Below are 16,531 nucleotides of genomic sequence, written 5' to 3'. Positions count from 1 at the left end.
ATGGATAGACTACTAGAAGTGAATGATCTGCATGTTTCTTTTAATACGTATAGTGGTGAAGTTCAAGCAGTTAGAGGTGTGAATTTTCATTTGAATAAAGGGGAAACACTTGCGATTGTAGGGGAATCAGGATCAGGTAAATCTGTTACTACAAAAGCTTTAATGGGACTGCTTCCAAAACCTCATGGGTTTATTAAACAAGGGAGTATTACATTTGATAATACAGATATTTCGAAGATGAAAGATAAGGATCTTCAGAAGATCCGAGGTAAAGAAATAGCAATGATCTTCCAGGATCCAATGACTTCTCTGAACCCAACTTTAAAAGTTGGTACACAGATTATGGAAGGTCTAATCAAGCACCAAGGAATGGGAAAAGCAGATGCACGCAACAAAGCGATTGAGCTAATGAACTTAGTTCAAATACCAAATCCTGAGGCTCGTATGAAACAATACCCGCACCAATTTTCTGGCGGTATGCGTCAGCGAGTCGTCATTGCAATGGCACTTGCTTGTAACCCGCGCGTACTCATTGCGGATGAGCCAACGACAGCATTGGATGTAACTATTCAAGCTCAAATTCTTGATTTGATGAAAGATATCCAAAAGAAAGTAAACACTTCTATTATCTTCATTACCCATGATCTTGGCGTTGTTGCCAACATTGCAGATCGGGTAGCAGTTATGTATGCAGGGAAGATCGTTGAGACGGGAACAGTCGATGAGGTGTTTTACAATCCGAAGCACCCGTATACTTGGGGGCTGCTAGGTTCCATGCCTACTCTGGAGAGTGATGAAGAGGAACTATTTGCAATTCCAGGTACACCTCCTGATTTAATTGCGCCACCGAAGGGAGATGCATTTGCTGCGCGTAACCGCTTTGCGTTAGAAATTGATTTCGTAGAGGAGCCGCCAATGTTTAAGGTGTCAGATACGCATTATGCGGCAACTTGGCTGCTGCATGAAGATGCACCGAAGATCGAGCCGCCCGCCTCAGTAAAGCGACGTATCGAGTCTATGGATCATTCTGAGGAGGCGACGCGATCATGAGTCAGGAAAAATTAGTTGAAGTTAAGAATTTGAAGCAGCATTTCAAACTTGGACGAAATAACGTCGTCAAAGCAGTTGATGGATTGACGTTTGATATTTATAAAGGAGAAACATTCGGTCTTGTTGGAGAGTCGGGCTGTGGGAAATCGACAACAGGCCGCTCGATTATCCGTTTGTATAACTCCACTGATGGAGAAGTGCTTTTTAAAGGCGATAATGTGCAAGGGAAGAAGAATAAGTCTGAGTTGAAAAAATTCAACCGTCAGATGCAGATGATTTTCCAGGATCCATATTCTTCTTTAAACCCGCGTATGACGGTAATGGATATCATAGCAGAAGGTATTGATATCCACGGGCTGGCGAAAAATGCAGAGGAACGAAAAGCAAAAGTTTATGAGCTGTTAGAGACGGTAGGTTTGAATAAAGAGCATGCGAGCCGTTACCCGCATGAGTTCAGCGGCGGGCAGCGTCAGCGTTTAGGAATTGCACGTGCACTAGCTGTAGACCCAGAATTCATTATAGCTGATGAACCCATCTCTGCACTGGACGTATCGATTCAAGCGCAGGTTGTTAACTTGATGAAGAAGCTGCAAAAAGAAAAGGGCCTAACGTACCTGTTCATTGCCCATGACCTTTCTATGGTTAAGTACATCAGTGACCGCATTGGCGTTATGTACTTCGGTAAGCTGGTTGAGCTTGCTGATGCGGAAGAACTGTACAAAAATCCTATTCACCCATACACACGCTCTTTGCTTTCTGCCATTCCGCTTCCAGATCCGATTTATGAGCGTAATCGCAAACGTATCGTGTATGATCCATCGCAGCATGATACAAGTGAAGAACCAGAATTTCGTGAAATCAGCCCAAAACACTGGGTCCTATGTACAACGAAGGAATTCGAAGCATATAAAAAAGAGCAGCAAAACACAGTAACAAACTAATAAATGAAAATCGCAGCCCAGAGCTGCGATTTTTTTTGTATTCAGGTTTCCTTTCCAGTAAATTTGGCTAAATAGGAAATGGGGAGAACACCAAATGACGATGTTCGGCATTGTTTTGCAAAAAAGCGGTTTCATCTGCCATATAACTCCCTTATAATGAAGATAACCAACATATAGGAGATTGATAGAATGGGTAAATGGAAGAATGTAATGCTGACAGCAGCTTTAACAGTAACCGCTCTTGTTCCAACAGCTGCATTTGCTGCAGAAGAAGGAGAAACGCTGGAAACAAAACAGCTGAAGACGCGGACAGCGACTGTGCAGTCGTATGAAGTACCGCAAGTTATGAAACGATTTACCTACTCTTCGGATTTGTCATTTGACTACCCAGACGCTGTAAGAGGTATTTATGTAACAGGTCCTAGTGCAGGAGGAGCAAGATTTGACAGCCTCGTAAAGCTTGTAGATGACACCGATCTGAATGCAATGGTTATTGATATTAAAGATGATCACGGTAACATTACATATAAGCCAGATAAAAAATCTCCATACTACGATATAGCACAGGATTATATAGACGACCCCCAGAAGATGCTGAAGGAATTAGAAAAGCACAAGATATATCCAATTGCCCGAATTGTTGTCTTTAAGGATACACTGTTAGCAGAACAGAAGCCGGAGCTGTCCTTCCAAAACCCGGATGGAAGTGTTTGGAAAAATGGGCGCGGAGAGGCGTTTGTAAGCCCATTCCAGCACGAAGTATGGGAATACAATGTAGAGCTGGCAAAAGAAGCTGCGATGATGGGCTTCCAGGAAATCCAGTTTGACTATGTTCGATTCCCTGAAGGATTTGAGAAAAGATCGGAAACATTACAATATAATCATGGCGATTATACAAATTCAGAAACAACTGGTGTTCAAAAGCGAGTACGCGCTGTTACCGACTTTGTAGCTTATGCCAAAGAAGAACTATCCAATTACGATGTACAAACATCGGTTGACATTTTTGGCTATGCTGCAACGCTAAAAGAGGCACCAGGTATAGGGCAGAATTTCTCTAAGATTTCCTCTAATGTAGATGTTATTTCTTCTATGATTTATCCGAGTCATTGGACTTCGTATTTCGGTATTGATGTACCTAATGACCATCCATACAAACTTACGGCTGAATATGCCAAAGTAGAGAATGAAGTATTAGGAAAACTAGAAAGTGCTCCGGAGTCCAGACCTTGGATCCAAGATTTTGAAGCACCTTGGGTTTCATCAAAACAATACGGCAAGCAAGAGGTAGAAGATCAAATTCGTGCGCTAAATGAGAATGGAATCGACGAATTTCTCATTTGGAACGCCGGTAATAGTTACACAGAGGGTGTAGATTACACACCATAAGACAAAAACAGCTCCTTTTAAAAGGGGCTGTTTTGTTTAGCGCAAGCGCTCTGGGGAATAAATAGTATATAACGCCACTGAAGGAGCTGCCCTATGAATTGGTATGAAAAACTGAGTAAATATTTTCCGATTGAAGAGATGAAATCAAAGAAGCATATGGAGCTACTGCTGAAAGAAAAAGCAGATGTATACTTTAAAGACGAAAGCGAAGATTATGTGTTGATGTATGCAGAGTTTGATCACTTTCTGTTTATTGATTACGTCTATGTTTCTGCCAAGACGCGCGGAAAAGGGGTCGGCGGGAAGCTAATTGATAAGCTGAAAGCAAAAAACAAACCTATTCTTTTAGAAGTAGAGCCTATCCAATATGAAGATTCCGATTCGGAAAAGCGATTGCGTTTTTACGAGAAACAAGGCTTTCAGCATGCACAGTCGATTGGTTATAACCGTCGTTCCCTAGCAACAAATGAAGAGAATCCGATGGAAATCCTGTTTTGGGCTCCAAACAATGAATCAGAAGAGGAAATCTACCAGGCGATGCGAGAGATGTATGAGCAGATTCACACATACAAAGATAAAGATTTATATGGAAAAGCGTATCAGGAGGCGGATGAAGTGCTGACGTTTGAGAAAGATGCTGCAAAGGATAGCATTTTCCATACTTTAAAAGAGAATAAGAAATAATTTAATAAAAATGGTTTTAAACCATGCGGACGGGGTAAACAGGAACCATAGGAACGGAACAAACGTATATTTGTGTAAAATCTGTGGTATCTTTCAGGAAGTCTTTCAAATACTTGACCGCTGTAGTATACTTGTACATAGAGAGATTACATTAAAATTATTTTAAATAAAATCTTTCAATGGGCAAAGAAATAGAACCATATTCTGTATTGAGGAGTGAAGTTTAAATGGTAACACTTTATACCTCACCAAGTTGTACATCTTGCCGCAAAGCTAAAGCTTGGTTAGAAGAGCATGATATTCCATTTACAGAGAGGAACATCTTCTCCGAGACATTATCACTTGAAGAAATCAAGGAAATCCTGCGTATGACAGAAGATGGTACGGATGAGATCATCTCTACACGCTCGAAGGTTTTCCAAAGTCTAGATATGAACTTAGATCAATTACCATTGAAAAAGTTATATAGCTTGATTCAAGAAAACCCTGGTCTGCTGAGACGTCCGATCATCCTTGATGAGAAACGGCTGCAGGTCGGATATAATGAAGACGAAATTCGTCGCTTCCTGCCAAGAACAGTCCGTACATTCCAGCTTCGAGAAGCGCAGCGAATGGTCAACTAGTTCTAGCTGCTGAAGGGCGCAGATCCCATGGGATTTGCGCCCTTTTGCTTTAAGTAAAGCGGATGACAAATCATCTTATATGCGCTACAATGTACAGAATCCCAATGGGGTCATTCGCCTTTTTTCGGCAATCCTAGGCCTTTCTATTTTCCATTAGGGACAATTTATCATAAAATAGAAATAGACACAGAAAAAGTTTGGTTGAGGGTAAGGGAATGCGGGAAGTGTAAATGCGAGAGGGCGTTTTTCACCTGCCACTTTACTGGAGGGAGAGAAAACCATGGAAATCGAAAGAATTAATGAAAATACGATTAAATTTTATATTTCTTATATAGACATTGAAGACCGCGGTTTTGATAAAGAAGATATCTGGTACAACCGTGAACGCAGTGAACAGCTATTTTGGCAAATGATGGATGAAGTGAACTACAAAGAAGACTTTAGTGTGGACGGCCCGCTTTGGATTCAAGTGCAAGCAATGGACAAAGGCTTAGAAATCGTCGTGACAAAAGCTCAGCTTACAAAAGATGGAGAGAGCGTGGAGTTGAATGTAGATGATAAAACGATTCAAGCATCTGTCGAAGATAAAGTCGACTCTGTGCTGGAAGAGAAGTTCGGCTCCCATAATGAAGCAGCTGAAGAAGAGGATGAGGGCGAACTGTCCTTTGTAATTCAATTCCGTGACTTTGAAGATGTCATACAGCTTAGCCATTATTTTGGAGAGACATCTGGCATTGAAAATAGACTATTCCATTACAAAGATAAGTATATGCTATATGTAGAATTTGATGATAGCGTGCTCGGTGATGATGAGCAAGAAGATATCTTGAGTCAGGTGCTGGAGTTCGGCTATGATTGCCAGACAACGATTTATCGACTAGAAGAATACGGCAAGGTGATTTTCGCTGAAGACGCACTCGTACAAGTAAAGCAGTACTTCCCTCTTAAATAGACATTCCTACAAGAATGTCTATTTTTTTGTGGACAAAAATTAAAATTACAGCGTTTTTCTTCCTTAGTCTGCAGCTGATGTAAACTGGTCGTAAGGAGGTGGTAACGAGCATGTTGCAGGCACAGCTGGAAGACGGCAGAATGATAATGCTTGCTGCTTATCGAAAGGAACAAATTCAATGCTTCCGTCACGCGCATTTCTTTTGCCCTGTCTGCCGCAGACCAGTCAAGATACGAGCAGGAAAGAAAATCATTCCCCATTTTGCACATGTTCATATACAGGATTGTGAAATGGAGAGGAAAGGAGAAGGTTTTTATCATCTGCGCGGGAAGCTGCAGTTATATCACTGGCTGAAAATGCAAGGTTATACGGTTAACGTAGAGGAACGCATTGCGAATGCGCATAGACGGCCGGATCTGCTGGTGCATGCAAAAGATGGCAAAAAAATAGCCATTGAGTATCAATGCGCATCTATATCGGATGATGAATTGATGAGCCGGAATGAAGTGTATCAGCAGCGAGGGATTAAAGCTGTCTGGATTCTTGGCGGCAATCGGTTAAAGCGAACATCCACTTATCTGCTTCATTTACCAAAAAGAGAACAGCGATTTCTTATGAAACAAAAGCCAAACCTGCCATTGCAGATGCTTTATTATTGTGCTGATGCGCAAGCGTTTTGTAATGTGCAGCATATCCTTTTAACCGGAAAAAAACAGACAGTCGGACAGTTTTATTACCGGTCACTCCAACAGACAAAGTTTCCGCAGTTATTCCAGCCTCTCCCTAAATATCAGCAAGCAATTGACCTTGCCTGGGAACGACTTCAGAGCCGAACAACCGCAAAGCCGCTGACTTATGCTCCAAGATCGGTGAAACAATGGATAATGCAAATATATGAGAAAGGGTATTTTCTGCAGGATATTCCGGTTTCTATTTTACTTCCTGTGGAAGCACAGTACAGCTTGTCAGTTCCTCCTTTTATTTGGCAGACAGATTTATGGCTCAATCAATTGCACCCAGCTGTCGTCGGTGAAAATATTACGCTTGCGCAATTGCTCTATACGTGCCGAAGATGGGAAACAGCAATAAAGCCGTTTGCTGTACATACAACGAAGCATCCGGTGGAAACATATATGGAGAAGCTTTGTCAGGCAGGCTTGTTTGAACAAAATCAGGATGGTTCCTATCTTAAGAAAAAAGCTTCCCCTTTTTGAGGGTTCGCTGTACAATCGTTTTCTTCGCATGAAACTGCAGTTTATATATATAATAAGAAGAGAGAAAATGCTTGTAAATGAAGGATTTTCCCATCAATTATACGAAATAGTTTAGGATAAGAAAAAGGCAAGAGTATTGGAGGAGGATGTTCGTGGCAAAATCAAAGTCTTTACCAAAACGTAGCGAGGTGCCAGTGGAGAACACGTGGAACCTGGAGAATATATTTGCAACTGATGAACAATGGGAAGAAGAACGCAAATCGTTAGCCGAGGACGGAGACAAAATTTCCGCATTCCAAGGCAAGCTAGATGAATCTGCAGATACGTTATACCAGATGTTCAAGCTGCAGGACGAGCTTTCTGAGCGGATAGGCAAGCTTTATACATACGCGCATATGCGTTATGACCAAGACACAACAAATGGTCACTATCAGGCTCTTCAGTCCAAAGCAGAGTTACTGATTACCCAAATTTCAAGTAAGATGAGCTATATTGTGCCGGAATTACTTGCGATTGATGAAGCCCGTATAGAGGAGTTCCTAAAACAAAACAATGACCTCAAACTGTACGAGCATACATTAAACGAAATCAGCCGTCAGCGGGCGCATGTATTGTCTGAGAAGGAAGAAACATTGCTTGCACAAGCTTCTGAAGTGACAGATAACGGTGCTGCTACATTCGGCATGTTAAATAATGCTGATCTTACTTTCCCTAGCATTAAGAACGAAGAAGGGGAAGAAGTGGATGTTACACATGGCCGTTATGTCACGTTCTTGGAATCCAGTGATCAGCGTGTCCGCCGAGATGCGTTCAAGTCCATGTATGATACATTTGGTCAATTCCGTAATACATTTGCCACGACGTTATCTGGAACGGTGAAGAAAAATAATTTCTACGCAAAGGTGCGAAATTATGAATCTGCCCGTCAAGCAGCGCTTGATAATAATAAGATTCCAGAAAAAGTGTACGATAATTTAGTCGAAGCAGTAAATGAGCGTTTGCCGCTGCTTCATCGATATGTAAAGCTTCGCAAGAAAGTACTTGGGCTTGATGACCTGCATATGTACGATTTGTATACGCCGCTTGTTAAAGGTGTCGATATGAAGGTATCGTATGAAGAAGCAAAAGAGCTTGTGCTTAAAGGGTTGAAGCCGTTAGGTGAGGAGTATCAGTCCATCCTAAAAGAAGGCTTCGAAAATCGCTGGGTGGATGTGGAAGAAAATAAAGGCAAACGCAGCGGTGCTTATTCCTCTGGCGCATATGGTACGAATCCATATATTCTAATGAATTGGCAAGATAATGTGAACAACCTGTTTACGTTGGCACATGAATTCGGCCATTCGGTTCATAGTTATTATACACGCAAGAACCAGCCTTATCGCTACGGCAATTATTCTATTTTCGTTGCGGAAGTCGCATCTACTTGTAACGAAGCATTGCTGAACGAATATATGATCAATAGTGTGGACGATGAGAAGGAGAAGCTGTATTTGCTCAATCACTTCCTCGAAGGATTCCGCGGCACTGTCTTCAGGCAGACGATGTTTGCTGAATTTGAGCATCTGATTCATAAGCATCAGCAGGATGGCGAAGTGCTGACAGCGGAGAAACTCACATCCATGTATTATGATTTGAACAAGAAGTACTTTGGTGAAGCGTTGACGATTGATGAAGAAATTGGATTGGAATGGGCGCGTATTCCGCATTTCTATTACAATTACTATGTCTATCAATATGCGACAGGATATGCAGCAGCGACAGCGTTGTCTGCAAAGATCTTGGAGGAAGGACATTCTGCTGTTGATAAGTATGTAGGCTTCCTTAAAGCAGGCAGCAGTGATTATCCGATAGAGGTGCTGAAATCTGCAGGAGTGGATATGAACGATAAGCAGACGATTTTGTCAGCGCTTGATGTATTTGAAGCAAAACTGAACGAAATGGAAGAGCTGTTACAAAAATAAAGTGAAAAAACCGGCGCTAGCTAACGCGTCGGTTTTTTCATGCCTTTAAATTGTCTTTTTCTGGTTAGAAAGTAACAGAGCGCAAATAGAGATAAAAACAATACAGGCAGTGTGATTGCTAATGAAACGAGCTGCAGCAATCCGAGAATGTTAAAACAAAGGGCACATATTACTAAAGCTATCAATAGAATGCCAATACCTTTCATCGCTTCACCTCCGCTATTTTAACTGTATGCAGAAGGGGGAATAGCTAGACTAGCCGAGCTTGTGTCTTTTTTGTGAAATAATGCACATAAAGGTTGCTATTCAAATATATATTTGGTACATTATATTTGTGAGAAACATCACAAACAAGTCCCCTTTGTTTGGATTATTGTTCTCCCATCCCCTCAGTAGAAGTTATACATGAAAAAGGTCTGCCATTAGGCAGGCCTTTTTTTATACATTCCATTGACTTAGAAATTGATGAACAGAGGCAGTGAAGCCATCCAAACCTTCAAAATGAATGGCATGGCCGCAGTTTTTTCAAATTGTTCCACTTCTGCAAGTGGATGCAGTTGTTTCATTTCTTCCCAGACTTCTTCAGACAAAATAGGGGGAGTAGACACCCCGCATCAGCAAAGCAGGACAGGAAACATGCTGGAAGGTTTCTGTATAATCCCCGTTTGAGTATTCTTGTGATGCCTGGATACCTTTGTTATCAAACAAAGACGCTATCCATCTTTTGCTTCATAAGCACTTTCGGCATAATACAGGTAATGGTTTTCATCTTGGGCTTGTTCAATGCTCTGACAGAGAGAGATAAGCGTTGGTGCAGGCTCTTGGAATTTCATTGCATAAGACAGCTCGCCATGATACTTTATGTCCCATATCTTCAATGATAAGACCATCAATGCGGTCAGGGTGAGCGGCGGCGTATTGATAAGCTGTGACAGCTGATAAAGAGTGGCCGAGAAGTACAAATTGTTTGGCTGGTCCGATTGCGTCGAGCAATACCTCCAGATCATGGAGATAGGCAGCACGGTTATAATCTGCAGGTGCTCTTGCATGATCACTTTTTCCGTGGCCGCGCAGGTCCGGAGCAACAATCCGCCAATTTATTGGCTCTATAAACGGGATATACAAGCTGGCACGAGCGAAAAGTCCATGCATCAGAATTAACACATGATCCGACACTGCGCCATTGTCTAAGTAAGCAAGTTGCAGACCGTCTGATTCTGTATAATGTTGTTTCATATATCATTCCCTCCTTCAGCTGAATATCTTGTTCCGATGCGTTTCGATGCAACAAAAAACAGCCGCACATGTTGTGCGGCTGTCAAAATAAGTGCAGCAAGCTTTACTCAGCTTTAGAAGTAATATTATATCTCCAAAAAGTATCATGTTTCACAGGAATACGTTCTACCATCTGTTTTAATTGCAGCTTTTTCATTTCCTTTTCTGTCTGAGCAGCTGTCCAGTCATAAATCAAGGAGATTTCACGGCTGCCGACAAATTTGTAACTGGATAGGAATTCTTCCACAGGCGGCTTATCCGCCGGCTGCGGATCCTTTTGCAGCATTTGGTGCAGAACATTCACGTAAACATCATAGCTGTATATACCGGAAATCTTAATTCCTGAGTCTTCTTCTGATTCATTAAAAAAGACAATGGAAGGCGATTCATCAATTTCCAGCTCTTTAGCTAGTTTAACGTCACACTGGAATGCTTTTTTCGCTGATGCAGAATACATATCGTCATGGAATTCATCCAAATCTAAATTAGAGATCTTTGCACAATCCATTAAAATCTCATCTGCTGTTATATCTTGTTTATTTAAGAAAAGTGCTTCTTGAATGGTGCGAAGAAAACGTGTGCCTGCTTTCCTTCCTTGCAGCTCAGCTGCTTTTACTGCCAAGGATGTTCGCCATGGGAAGGAAACTGCATTGTTCAGCAGTAAGTTATCCGGCTGCAAAACTGTTTTTGGATACGTGCACTCATTTTTCTCGCGAACAAGCGGCTGATAATCTCCAGTTAAAATTGGACGTAATGTGAAGTACTGTCCGTATTCCATCCTCAGTTTTTTGAGTAAAGGCTCGAGGGACCAGCAATCTTTGCAAAGCGGATCAATAAAGACGTAAATCTCTACAGGTTTCTTGGAAGAGGAAGACAATCCGCAAAATCCACCGCAGTCATCCTCAGAGATTTGCTGGTTTGAATTGGAAGATTCCCAGATCATATTGATTCTCCTTTCTCTTCTTCTGGTGTGTTAATCATATGATGTGCGGTTAGCGCAAGACGTTCAAAAATAATGCTGTTATAAGGTTCTTCAATCCCGGTTTCCTCCAGGGCAGCTGCCATACAAGAAAGCCAAGCATTCTTAAGCGTCGTTGTTATTTCAAAAGGGAGGTGCCGGTATCTTAATTTTGGATGACCATGCTCCTCTGTATAAAGTGGCGGTCCGCCAAAAAATTGAGTAAGGAACTGCTTTTGTTTGCGTCGGGTCTCACTTAAATCTTCTGGAAAGATTGGTTTTAATTGCGGGTGCTTTGCTACATGTTGGTAAAAAGCCTCCACAAGCCGTTCAAGTGCAGCCTGTCCGCCAATGTTTTCGTACAATGATTCCGAATGATTCATCGTTCTTCCTTTCTAATACAAAGCGATTACCTAACAATTGCCCCTGCTTGTGGGGTCAACTGTAACTTATTTTAGCAGGCAATGCGCAGGTTGAGCAACTTATCTGTTTTCAAGAGAGTCATAGAATCGCTGAATCTTGTTTGGTGTCTTCCGCTTTGTTACATTATAATCGGCAAGAATCGTTTGGAATACAGACTGTCCATGGGCAAACGTTTTAGCTTCTAATTCCAGCTCATAGTCAACTCTATCTCCATATTCGCTTCGATCAAGTACAACTGTCGTATCATGATAAGCGGTTTCGCGTCGAGTCGTTTTCAAACAGCCTCCGTACGCCAGTTCCTCGGTGGAAATGCCTAGCTCTTGAAGCTGCTTTCTGATTTCAGGTCCTAATGTAATTTCGCCCTGTATCCAAGCATTCGCTTGTTCTGCTGTCAAAGAATCGTGGGTTTCCAGCAAACCGTCTTCATAGGGCTGTTTTAAAGTGGACTGGTATTCTCCATTTTTCTCACGAATCCGCAAGGCAGCACCATGCTGTTTGAGTTGAAAATCCTTTGTTTCAAAGTAATGATTCACTTGCTGAATCTCAGGTTCTTTTTCCATTTTAAATATCGTATATAATGTGTCAAATTCTGCTTCTGTGAGCAGATTTTTAAATTCAATTTCTATTTCTTGCGGCATGTGATTACCCCCTGTACGTACATCTGTTGTTTTCCATTGTTATGCCAAGCTGCTTTTATGATACACTGAATGAAGAGATAATGCATCTGGAACAACTAGACGGGGCTGGTAAGAAAAGGGGCAATGTGAAGCATGAACTGGGAAGTTTTTTTGGCACCATATGCACAAGTGGTTGAAGAACTGAAAGTGAAGTTGAAAGGGATGCGCTCCCAATTCGAATATGAATCACGCCATTCACCAATTGAATTCATTACAGGTCGTGTGAAACCGGTACGCAGTATTTTACAGAAGGCAGCTACAAAACAAGTTACTGTCGATCTGCTTCACCGGGAAATCCAAGATATTGCTGGTTTGCGGATCGTTACACAGTTTGTAAATGACATTTATACAGTGGTAGGCATGCTGAAAGCGCGCAAGGATTTCATCATAGTAGATGAGATTGATTATATTGTGCAGAAAAAAGACAGCGGTTACCGTTCTTATCATATGATCATTGAGTATCCAGTTGAAACCATTCATGGTGAAAAGAAAGTGCTGGCAGAAATACAGATTCGGACGCTGGCGATGAATTTCTGGGCGACGAATGAGCATTCTCTTAATTATAAATATGATGGCCAAATTCCAGCAGATTTGAAAGCACGATTAAAACGGGCAGCTGAAGCTGCATTCCGCCTGGATGAAGAGATGTCAAAAATTCGCGATGATGTTCGAGAAGCACAACAGATTTATCGTGATCAGCAGCAAATAAAAAAGCATAAATAGGGGTGTGAGCTGGGATGAAATATACGGTACTTTCAAGGGGAGATGAGAAGTCCGATCGTATCAAAGAGACGATCGTCGACCATCTCGCTCATTTCAATTTTGATTACGATGAAAAAGAGCCTGATCTTGCCATCTCTGTTGGAGGCGACGGCACTTTCCTGGAGAATTTCCATACGTTTGTCCACCGGCTGGACAGTACAGCTTTTATTGGTATTCATACCGGGCATTTAGGATTTTATGCTGACTGGGTCCCGGAGGAACTGGAGAAGCTGCTGCTTCAAGTAGCGAATAAACCGTACCATATCGTAGAGTACCCGCTCTTGGCAATCTCGATTGCCCATAAGGACGGCAGAGTGGACGAGCATTTAGCCTTGAACGAATGCTCTGTTAAAACACCAGACGGTTCGGTTGTACTTGATCTCTCGATAAAGGGGGAGCACTTTGAGACATTCCGCGGAGACGGCCTTGTCATTTCAACACCTTCTGGCAGTACTGCATATAATAAGGCGCTAAACGGAGCAATTATCCATCCGTCACTTGCTTCCATTCAGGTGACAGAGCTAGCTTCTATTAATAATCGCGTATTCCGGACAATTGGTTCGCCGCTTATACTGCCGAGCCATCATCCATGTACGCTTCGCCCTGTCTTGGATAAAAGTTTCTTGATTGCCATTGATCATATGACCGAAAATCATACCGATATTGAGTCTATTACTTGTTCTGTAGCCAAGCAGCGCGTTCGCTTTGCTCGCTTTCGTCCTTTCCCGTTCTGGAAACGAGTGCATGACTCCTTTATTGCAGATAAGAGGTAGACAATATGAAATTGAGTTGGACTTTACAGGAAGAAGTCAGCCTGAAGGACTTCTTGAAGTCACAAGGCGTGTCCAGAAGATTGTTCAAAACATTGAAGGAGGAGCCGGAGCTGGTGACACTCAATCAGCTGCCGGCCTTTCTTTGGTATACCGGAAAACCTGGCGATTTCTTGGAAGTAAAGCTTCCGGATGAAGAAGCAGGTGGGTTTATGGAGCCAGAGCCGATTGACCTGGTAATAGTGTTTGAAGATGAGCATGTTATTGTGCTTGATAAGCAGCCAGGCGTAGCAGTCATTCCATCAATGAATCAGCCGAATGGGACAATTGCGAATGGTTTGCTTTGGCATTACCAGCAGCAAGGGCTTGCTTATACGGTTCACATTTTGACAAGACTTGATCGTGATACTTCTGGTCTGATGCTTATTGCTAAACACCGATATGCGCATACCCTCTTGGCGGCAGACCAAAAACAGGGGAGAATTTATCGGTCTTATGCCGCACTTGCAGAAGGGCATGTCGTACAGGAAACTGGATTCATTCATCAGCCGATTGGCAGAAAAGAAGGTTCGATCATCGAGCGGGAAGTCAGACAAGATGGCCAAGATGCTTTGACTTATTATCGTATACAAGAACGATTTGCTCGTCATACGTTGCTGGAGATGAAGCTTGCAACGGGAAGGACCCATCAAATTCGAGTGCATATGGCTTTTCTGGGTCATCCGCTGGCAGGGGACACACTTTATGGCGGCCGAACAGATGTGTTGAAGCGACAAGCGCTGCACTCTCAGCAGCTGCGCTTTACCCATCCTTTTACGAAACGTATACTCAACTTCCACTCGGCGATACCAGCTGACTTTTTAATCAAATGAGCGGAACTTTTCTTCAACAAAAGGCTGCTGTGATGGAACACTATAAAGCGTACGTTCCGGGAAGCGGCAGGCAGTCAGTTTGTTGCCGAAAACACAGCCAGTATCGATATTTATTGTATGATGCATGATGCGGGCTTCCATAACAGGCGTATGACCGTATATAATCCAATCATCGCCGTGGTAATGCTTGGCCCAGTCACGTCTGACAGGACGGCCAAGCTCATCCATTTCCCCGGTAGTATCACCGTACAGGACAAAGCTTTTTACCTTGTTCCCCTCTTTTCCAATAAGCGACTCTTTTATTCCAGCGTGTGCTGCGATCGCGTTTATTTCTGGAAGCTGTTTATACAAAGGTGCTTTTTTGTAAAGCTGCATGAACATATTCGTTAATTTACGGCGTTTATTGGGTTCACATGCTTGTAATTCAGCTACCGTTGTTTCTAACCCGTGTTTGACTTGTACATTATTGCCGAGTAAGTAGCGGTATAACTTATCACAATGATTCCCTGGCACATAAAAGCCCATGCCAGCTTCTGTCAGACGATAGACAAGTTCGATGACGCCAATAGAATCTGGACCGCGATCCGTTAAATCACCGATGAATAAAGGTTTTCGGTTATCGGAATGAACAGGCAGATTATCTTTCATTTCATAACCTAGCTCATGGAATAGTTCTAGCAGTTCTGGCAAGCAGCCGTGAACATCTCCAATAAAATCAATTTTCATTCAAATCACTCCTATATAAAAAGGGAAAGCTTTGATGAAAGCTTTCCCTTTTTTACGTCTAGTTATTTCTGTGTTTCGAACATGTACGTTCTGGTTCGTGAGTGTATATTGAGTACGATACCTATCGCAATCATGTAAGCGAGCGTGGAGCTTCCGCCATAACTGAGAAACGGAAGCGGGAGGCCAGTGATTGGCACAAGGCCGACAGACATACCGATGTTTTGGAAAATTTGATACGTGAACATACCAATGAAGCCAGCAGCTAAATAACTGCCGAACGGCTCATTGCTCTCTAAGCCTACTTGAATCATTCGATAAATCAGAATGAAGAACAAGAAAAGGACAACTGCTGAACCGATGAATCCATATTGCTCGGCGATGGCAGAAAAGATGTAATCGGTATGGCGTTCTGGAATAGATACCTGAAAATTAGACGCTCCCTTTCCAAGCAAAATGCCGGAGCCGATTGCCATCAAACCTAACCGGTACTGATAACTGGAATCAGGGTATTTCTCTGGATAAAGCCAGCCGAGAAAACGGCTTTCCACATGCTTAAAGATTGTTTCTTGTAAGAATGCTCCGACCTGATTCGGAAAAATAAACGCCAGCAAACCTACAATTGTTGCAATTCCCAGCACAACACCGAGAATCATCAGCAAAAGCCGCCAGCTGATACCTGATACCAAAATGGTAGCGCCGAGAATAGCACATAATACTAGGAAACCACCAAGGTCAGGCTGTGAAGCAATTAATCCCATCGGGGGCAATGCAACAGCTAACAATTTTCCTAGCAGAATCAAATCGGTTTTGTTCGTCCGTAGCGCATGTTTTTCATTATGGGACATGATTACATGCGCCAGGGCAATAACGACAAATACTTTAACAAATTCCGCCGGCTGCATCGAGCCGATACCAGGCAGGATAAACCAGCTTGTCGCACCGTTTGCTTCATTGATAATGGCTGCTGGAAACTTGAAGAAGAGCATAAGCAGCATGACAATACCAATTCCGTAAAATATCCACACAAGCTGGCGCAGACGGTCGTAATCAAGCAGCATCATAACGGTAATGACAATGGCGCCAAGCACATACCATAAAATTTGTTTTGGCATATATTGTGTCTGAGCGGCAAGGCCAGATAAAGTCGGCTGCAGTTCATGTAACGTAAACGAAGAGACAATACCAAGCAATATAAAAACTAATATAATTGTTAGATCTAACCGAAATTTGTTAGAATTCATACACAAAACCTTT

At 42.4% G+C, this 16,531-nt stretch carries 18 protein-coding genes; 11 read left to right on the top strand and 7 right to left on the bottom strand.

What is annotated here, in order from left to right:
* From CRO17_RS11250 to pepF, 8 genes are all read left to right on the top strand, one after another.
* On the top strand, nucleotides 1-1,050 hold the full coding sequence (locus CRO17_RS11250; protein ID WP_097042265.1) for an ABC transporter ATP-binding protein: 1,050 nt from the start codon (nucleotides 1-3) through the stop codon (nucleotides 1,048-1,050).
* Nucleotides 1,047-1,991 (top strand): ABC transporter ATP-binding protein, encoded by a 945-nt coding sequence (locus CRO17_RS11245; RefSeq protein WP_097042262.1) that lies wholly within the window; start codon nucleotides 1,047-1,049, stop codon nucleotides 1,989-1,991. Before CRO17_RS11250 ends, CRO17_RS11245 begins: the two co-directional genes overlap by 4 nt.
* Before the next feature lie 189 nt (nucleotides 1,992-2,180).
* A complete protein-coding gene (locus tag CRO17_RS11240; protein WP_097042261.1) occupies nucleotides 2,181-3,380 on the top strand; it encodes a putative glycoside hydrolase in 1,200 nt (399 codons plus the stop codon).
* Nucleotides 3,381-3,473: 93 nt separating this feature from the next.
* Nucleotides 3,474-4,064 (top strand): GNAT family N-acetyltransferase, encoded by a 591-nt coding sequence (locus CRO17_RS11235; protein WP_097042258.1) that lies wholly within the window; start codon nucleotides 3,474-3,476, stop codon nucleotides 4,062-4,064.
* Nucleotides 4,065-4,291: 227 nt separating this feature from the next.
* Nucleotides 4,292-4,687, top strand: coding sequence for a transcriptional regulator SpxA (gene spxA / locus CRO17_RS11230; RefSeq protein ID WP_077310206.1), 396 nt, complete (start codon nucleotides 4,292-4,294; stop codon nucleotides 4,685-4,687).
* Between the two features lie 280 nt (nucleotides 4,688-4,967).
* Complete coding sequence (mecA, locus tag CRO17_RS11225) at nucleotides 4,968-5,639, top strand: adaptor protein MecA (protein WP_097042256.1); 672 nt, start codon at nucleotides 4,968-4,970, stop codon at nucleotides 5,637-5,639.
* 110 nt (nucleotides 5,640-5,749) lie between these two features.
* Entirely contained in the window at nucleotides 5,750-6,853 is a 1,104-nt protein-coding gene (locus CRO17_RS11220; protein ID WP_097042254.1) for a competence protein CoiA, read from the top strand.
* A 146-nt stretch (nucleotides 6,854-6,999) separates the two neighbouring features.
* Nucleotides 7,000-8,814: an oligoendopeptidase F gene (gene pepF, locus CRO17_RS11215; protein WP_097042252.1), complete on the top strand. Its 1,815-nt coding sequence runs from the start codon at nucleotides 7,000-7,002 to the stop codon at nucleotides 8,812-8,814.
* A 20-nt stretch (nucleotides 8,815-8,834) separates the two neighbouring features.
* Here the strand turns inward: pepF and CRO17_RS11210 are convergent, their stop codons facing one another.
* The 5 genes from CRO17_RS11210 to CRO17_RS11190 form a co-directional block, all read right to left on the bottom strand.
* Nucleotides 8,835-9,020 carry a hypothetical protein gene (locus CRO17_RS11210; protein WP_097042250.1) on the bottom strand — a complete coding sequence of 62 codons (186 nt, stop codon included), beginning with the start codon at nucleotides 9,018-9,020 and terminating at the stop codon, nucleotides 8,835-8,837.
* Between the two features lie 574 nt (nucleotides 9,021-9,594).
* Nucleotides 9,595-10,050 (bottom strand): alpha/beta fold hydrolase, encoded by a 456-nt coding sequence (locus CRO17_RS11205; RefSeq protein WP_097042248.1) that lies wholly within the window; start codon nucleotides 10,048-10,050, stop codon nucleotides 9,595-9,597.
* Between the two features lie 103 nt (nucleotides 10,051-10,153).
* Complete coding sequence (locus CRO17_RS11200) at nucleotides 10,154-11,032, bottom strand: ClpXP adapter SpxH family protein (RefSeq protein ID WP_097042246.1); 879 nt, start codon at nucleotides 11,030-11,032, stop codon at nucleotides 10,154-10,156.
* Nucleotides 11,029-11,430, bottom strand: a complete 402-nt coding sequence (locus CRO17_RS11195; protein ID WP_097042244.1) for a globin domain-containing protein — start codon at nucleotides 11,428-11,430, stop codon at nucleotides 11,029-11,031. The genes CRO17_RS11200 and CRO17_RS11195 overlap by 4 nt, the downstream gene beginning before the upstream one ends.
* Nucleotides 11,431-11,529: 99 nt before the next feature.
* On the bottom strand, nucleotides 11,530-12,108 hold the full coding sequence (locus tag CRO17_RS11190; RefSeq protein WP_097042242.1) for a CYTH domain-containing protein: 579 nt from the start codon (nucleotides 12,106-12,108) through the stop codon (nucleotides 11,530-11,532).
* A gap of 132 nt (nucleotides 12,109-12,240) precedes the next feature.
* Between CRO17_RS11190 and yjbM the strand changes: the two genes are divergently transcribed.
* Genes yjbM through CRO17_RS11175 form a run of 3 tightly spaced genes read left to right on the top strand, consistent with a single transcriptional unit; the run spans nucleotide 12,241 to nucleotide 14,551 of the window.
* Entirely contained in the window at nucleotides 12,241-12,870 is a 630-nt protein-coding gene (gene yjbM, locus CRO17_RS11185) for a GTP diphosphokinase (protein WP_097042240.1), read from the top strand.
* Between the two features lie 14 nt (nucleotides 12,871-12,884).
* A complete protein-coding gene (locus CRO17_RS11180) occupies nucleotides 12,885-13,682 on the top strand; it encodes an NAD kinase (protein ID WP_097042239.1) in 798 nt (265 codons plus the stop codon).
* Between the two features lie 5 nt (nucleotides 13,683-13,687).
* The gene (locus CRO17_RS11175) at nucleotides 13,688-14,551 is read left to right on the top strand and encodes an RluA family pseudouridine synthase (RefSeq protein WP_097042237.1); all 864 of its coding nucleotides are present in this window, start codon (nucleotides 13,688-13,690) and stop codon (nucleotides 14,549-14,551) included.
* Here CRO17_RS11175 and prpE read toward each other — a convergent pair.
* Entirely contained in the window at nucleotides 14,540-15,277 is a 738-nt protein-coding gene (gene prpE, locus CRO17_RS11170; RefSeq protein ID WP_097042235.1) for a bis(5'-nucleosyl)-tetraphosphatase PrpE, read from the bottom strand. The two genes, CRO17_RS11175 and prpE, sit on opposite strands and share 12 nt — an antisense overlap.
* A gap of 62 nt (nucleotides 15,278-15,339) precedes the next feature.
* On the bottom strand, nucleotides 15,340-16,518 hold the full coding sequence (locus CRO17_RS11165) for an FtsW/RodA/SpoVE family cell cycle protein (RefSeq protein ID WP_097042234.1): 1,179 nt from the start codon (nucleotides 16,516-16,518) through the stop codon (nucleotides 15,340-15,342).
* Nucleotides 16,519-16,531 lie beyond the last annotated feature (13 nt).

Origin of the sequence: Terribacillus aidingensis (assembly GCF_900215625.1) — a bacterium.
Taxonomy (GTDB): Bacteria; Bacillota; Bacilli; order Bacillales; family Amphibacillaceae; genus Terribacillus; species Terribacillus aidingensis.
This window is presented reverse-complemented; position numbering and strand designations above follow the sequence as displayed.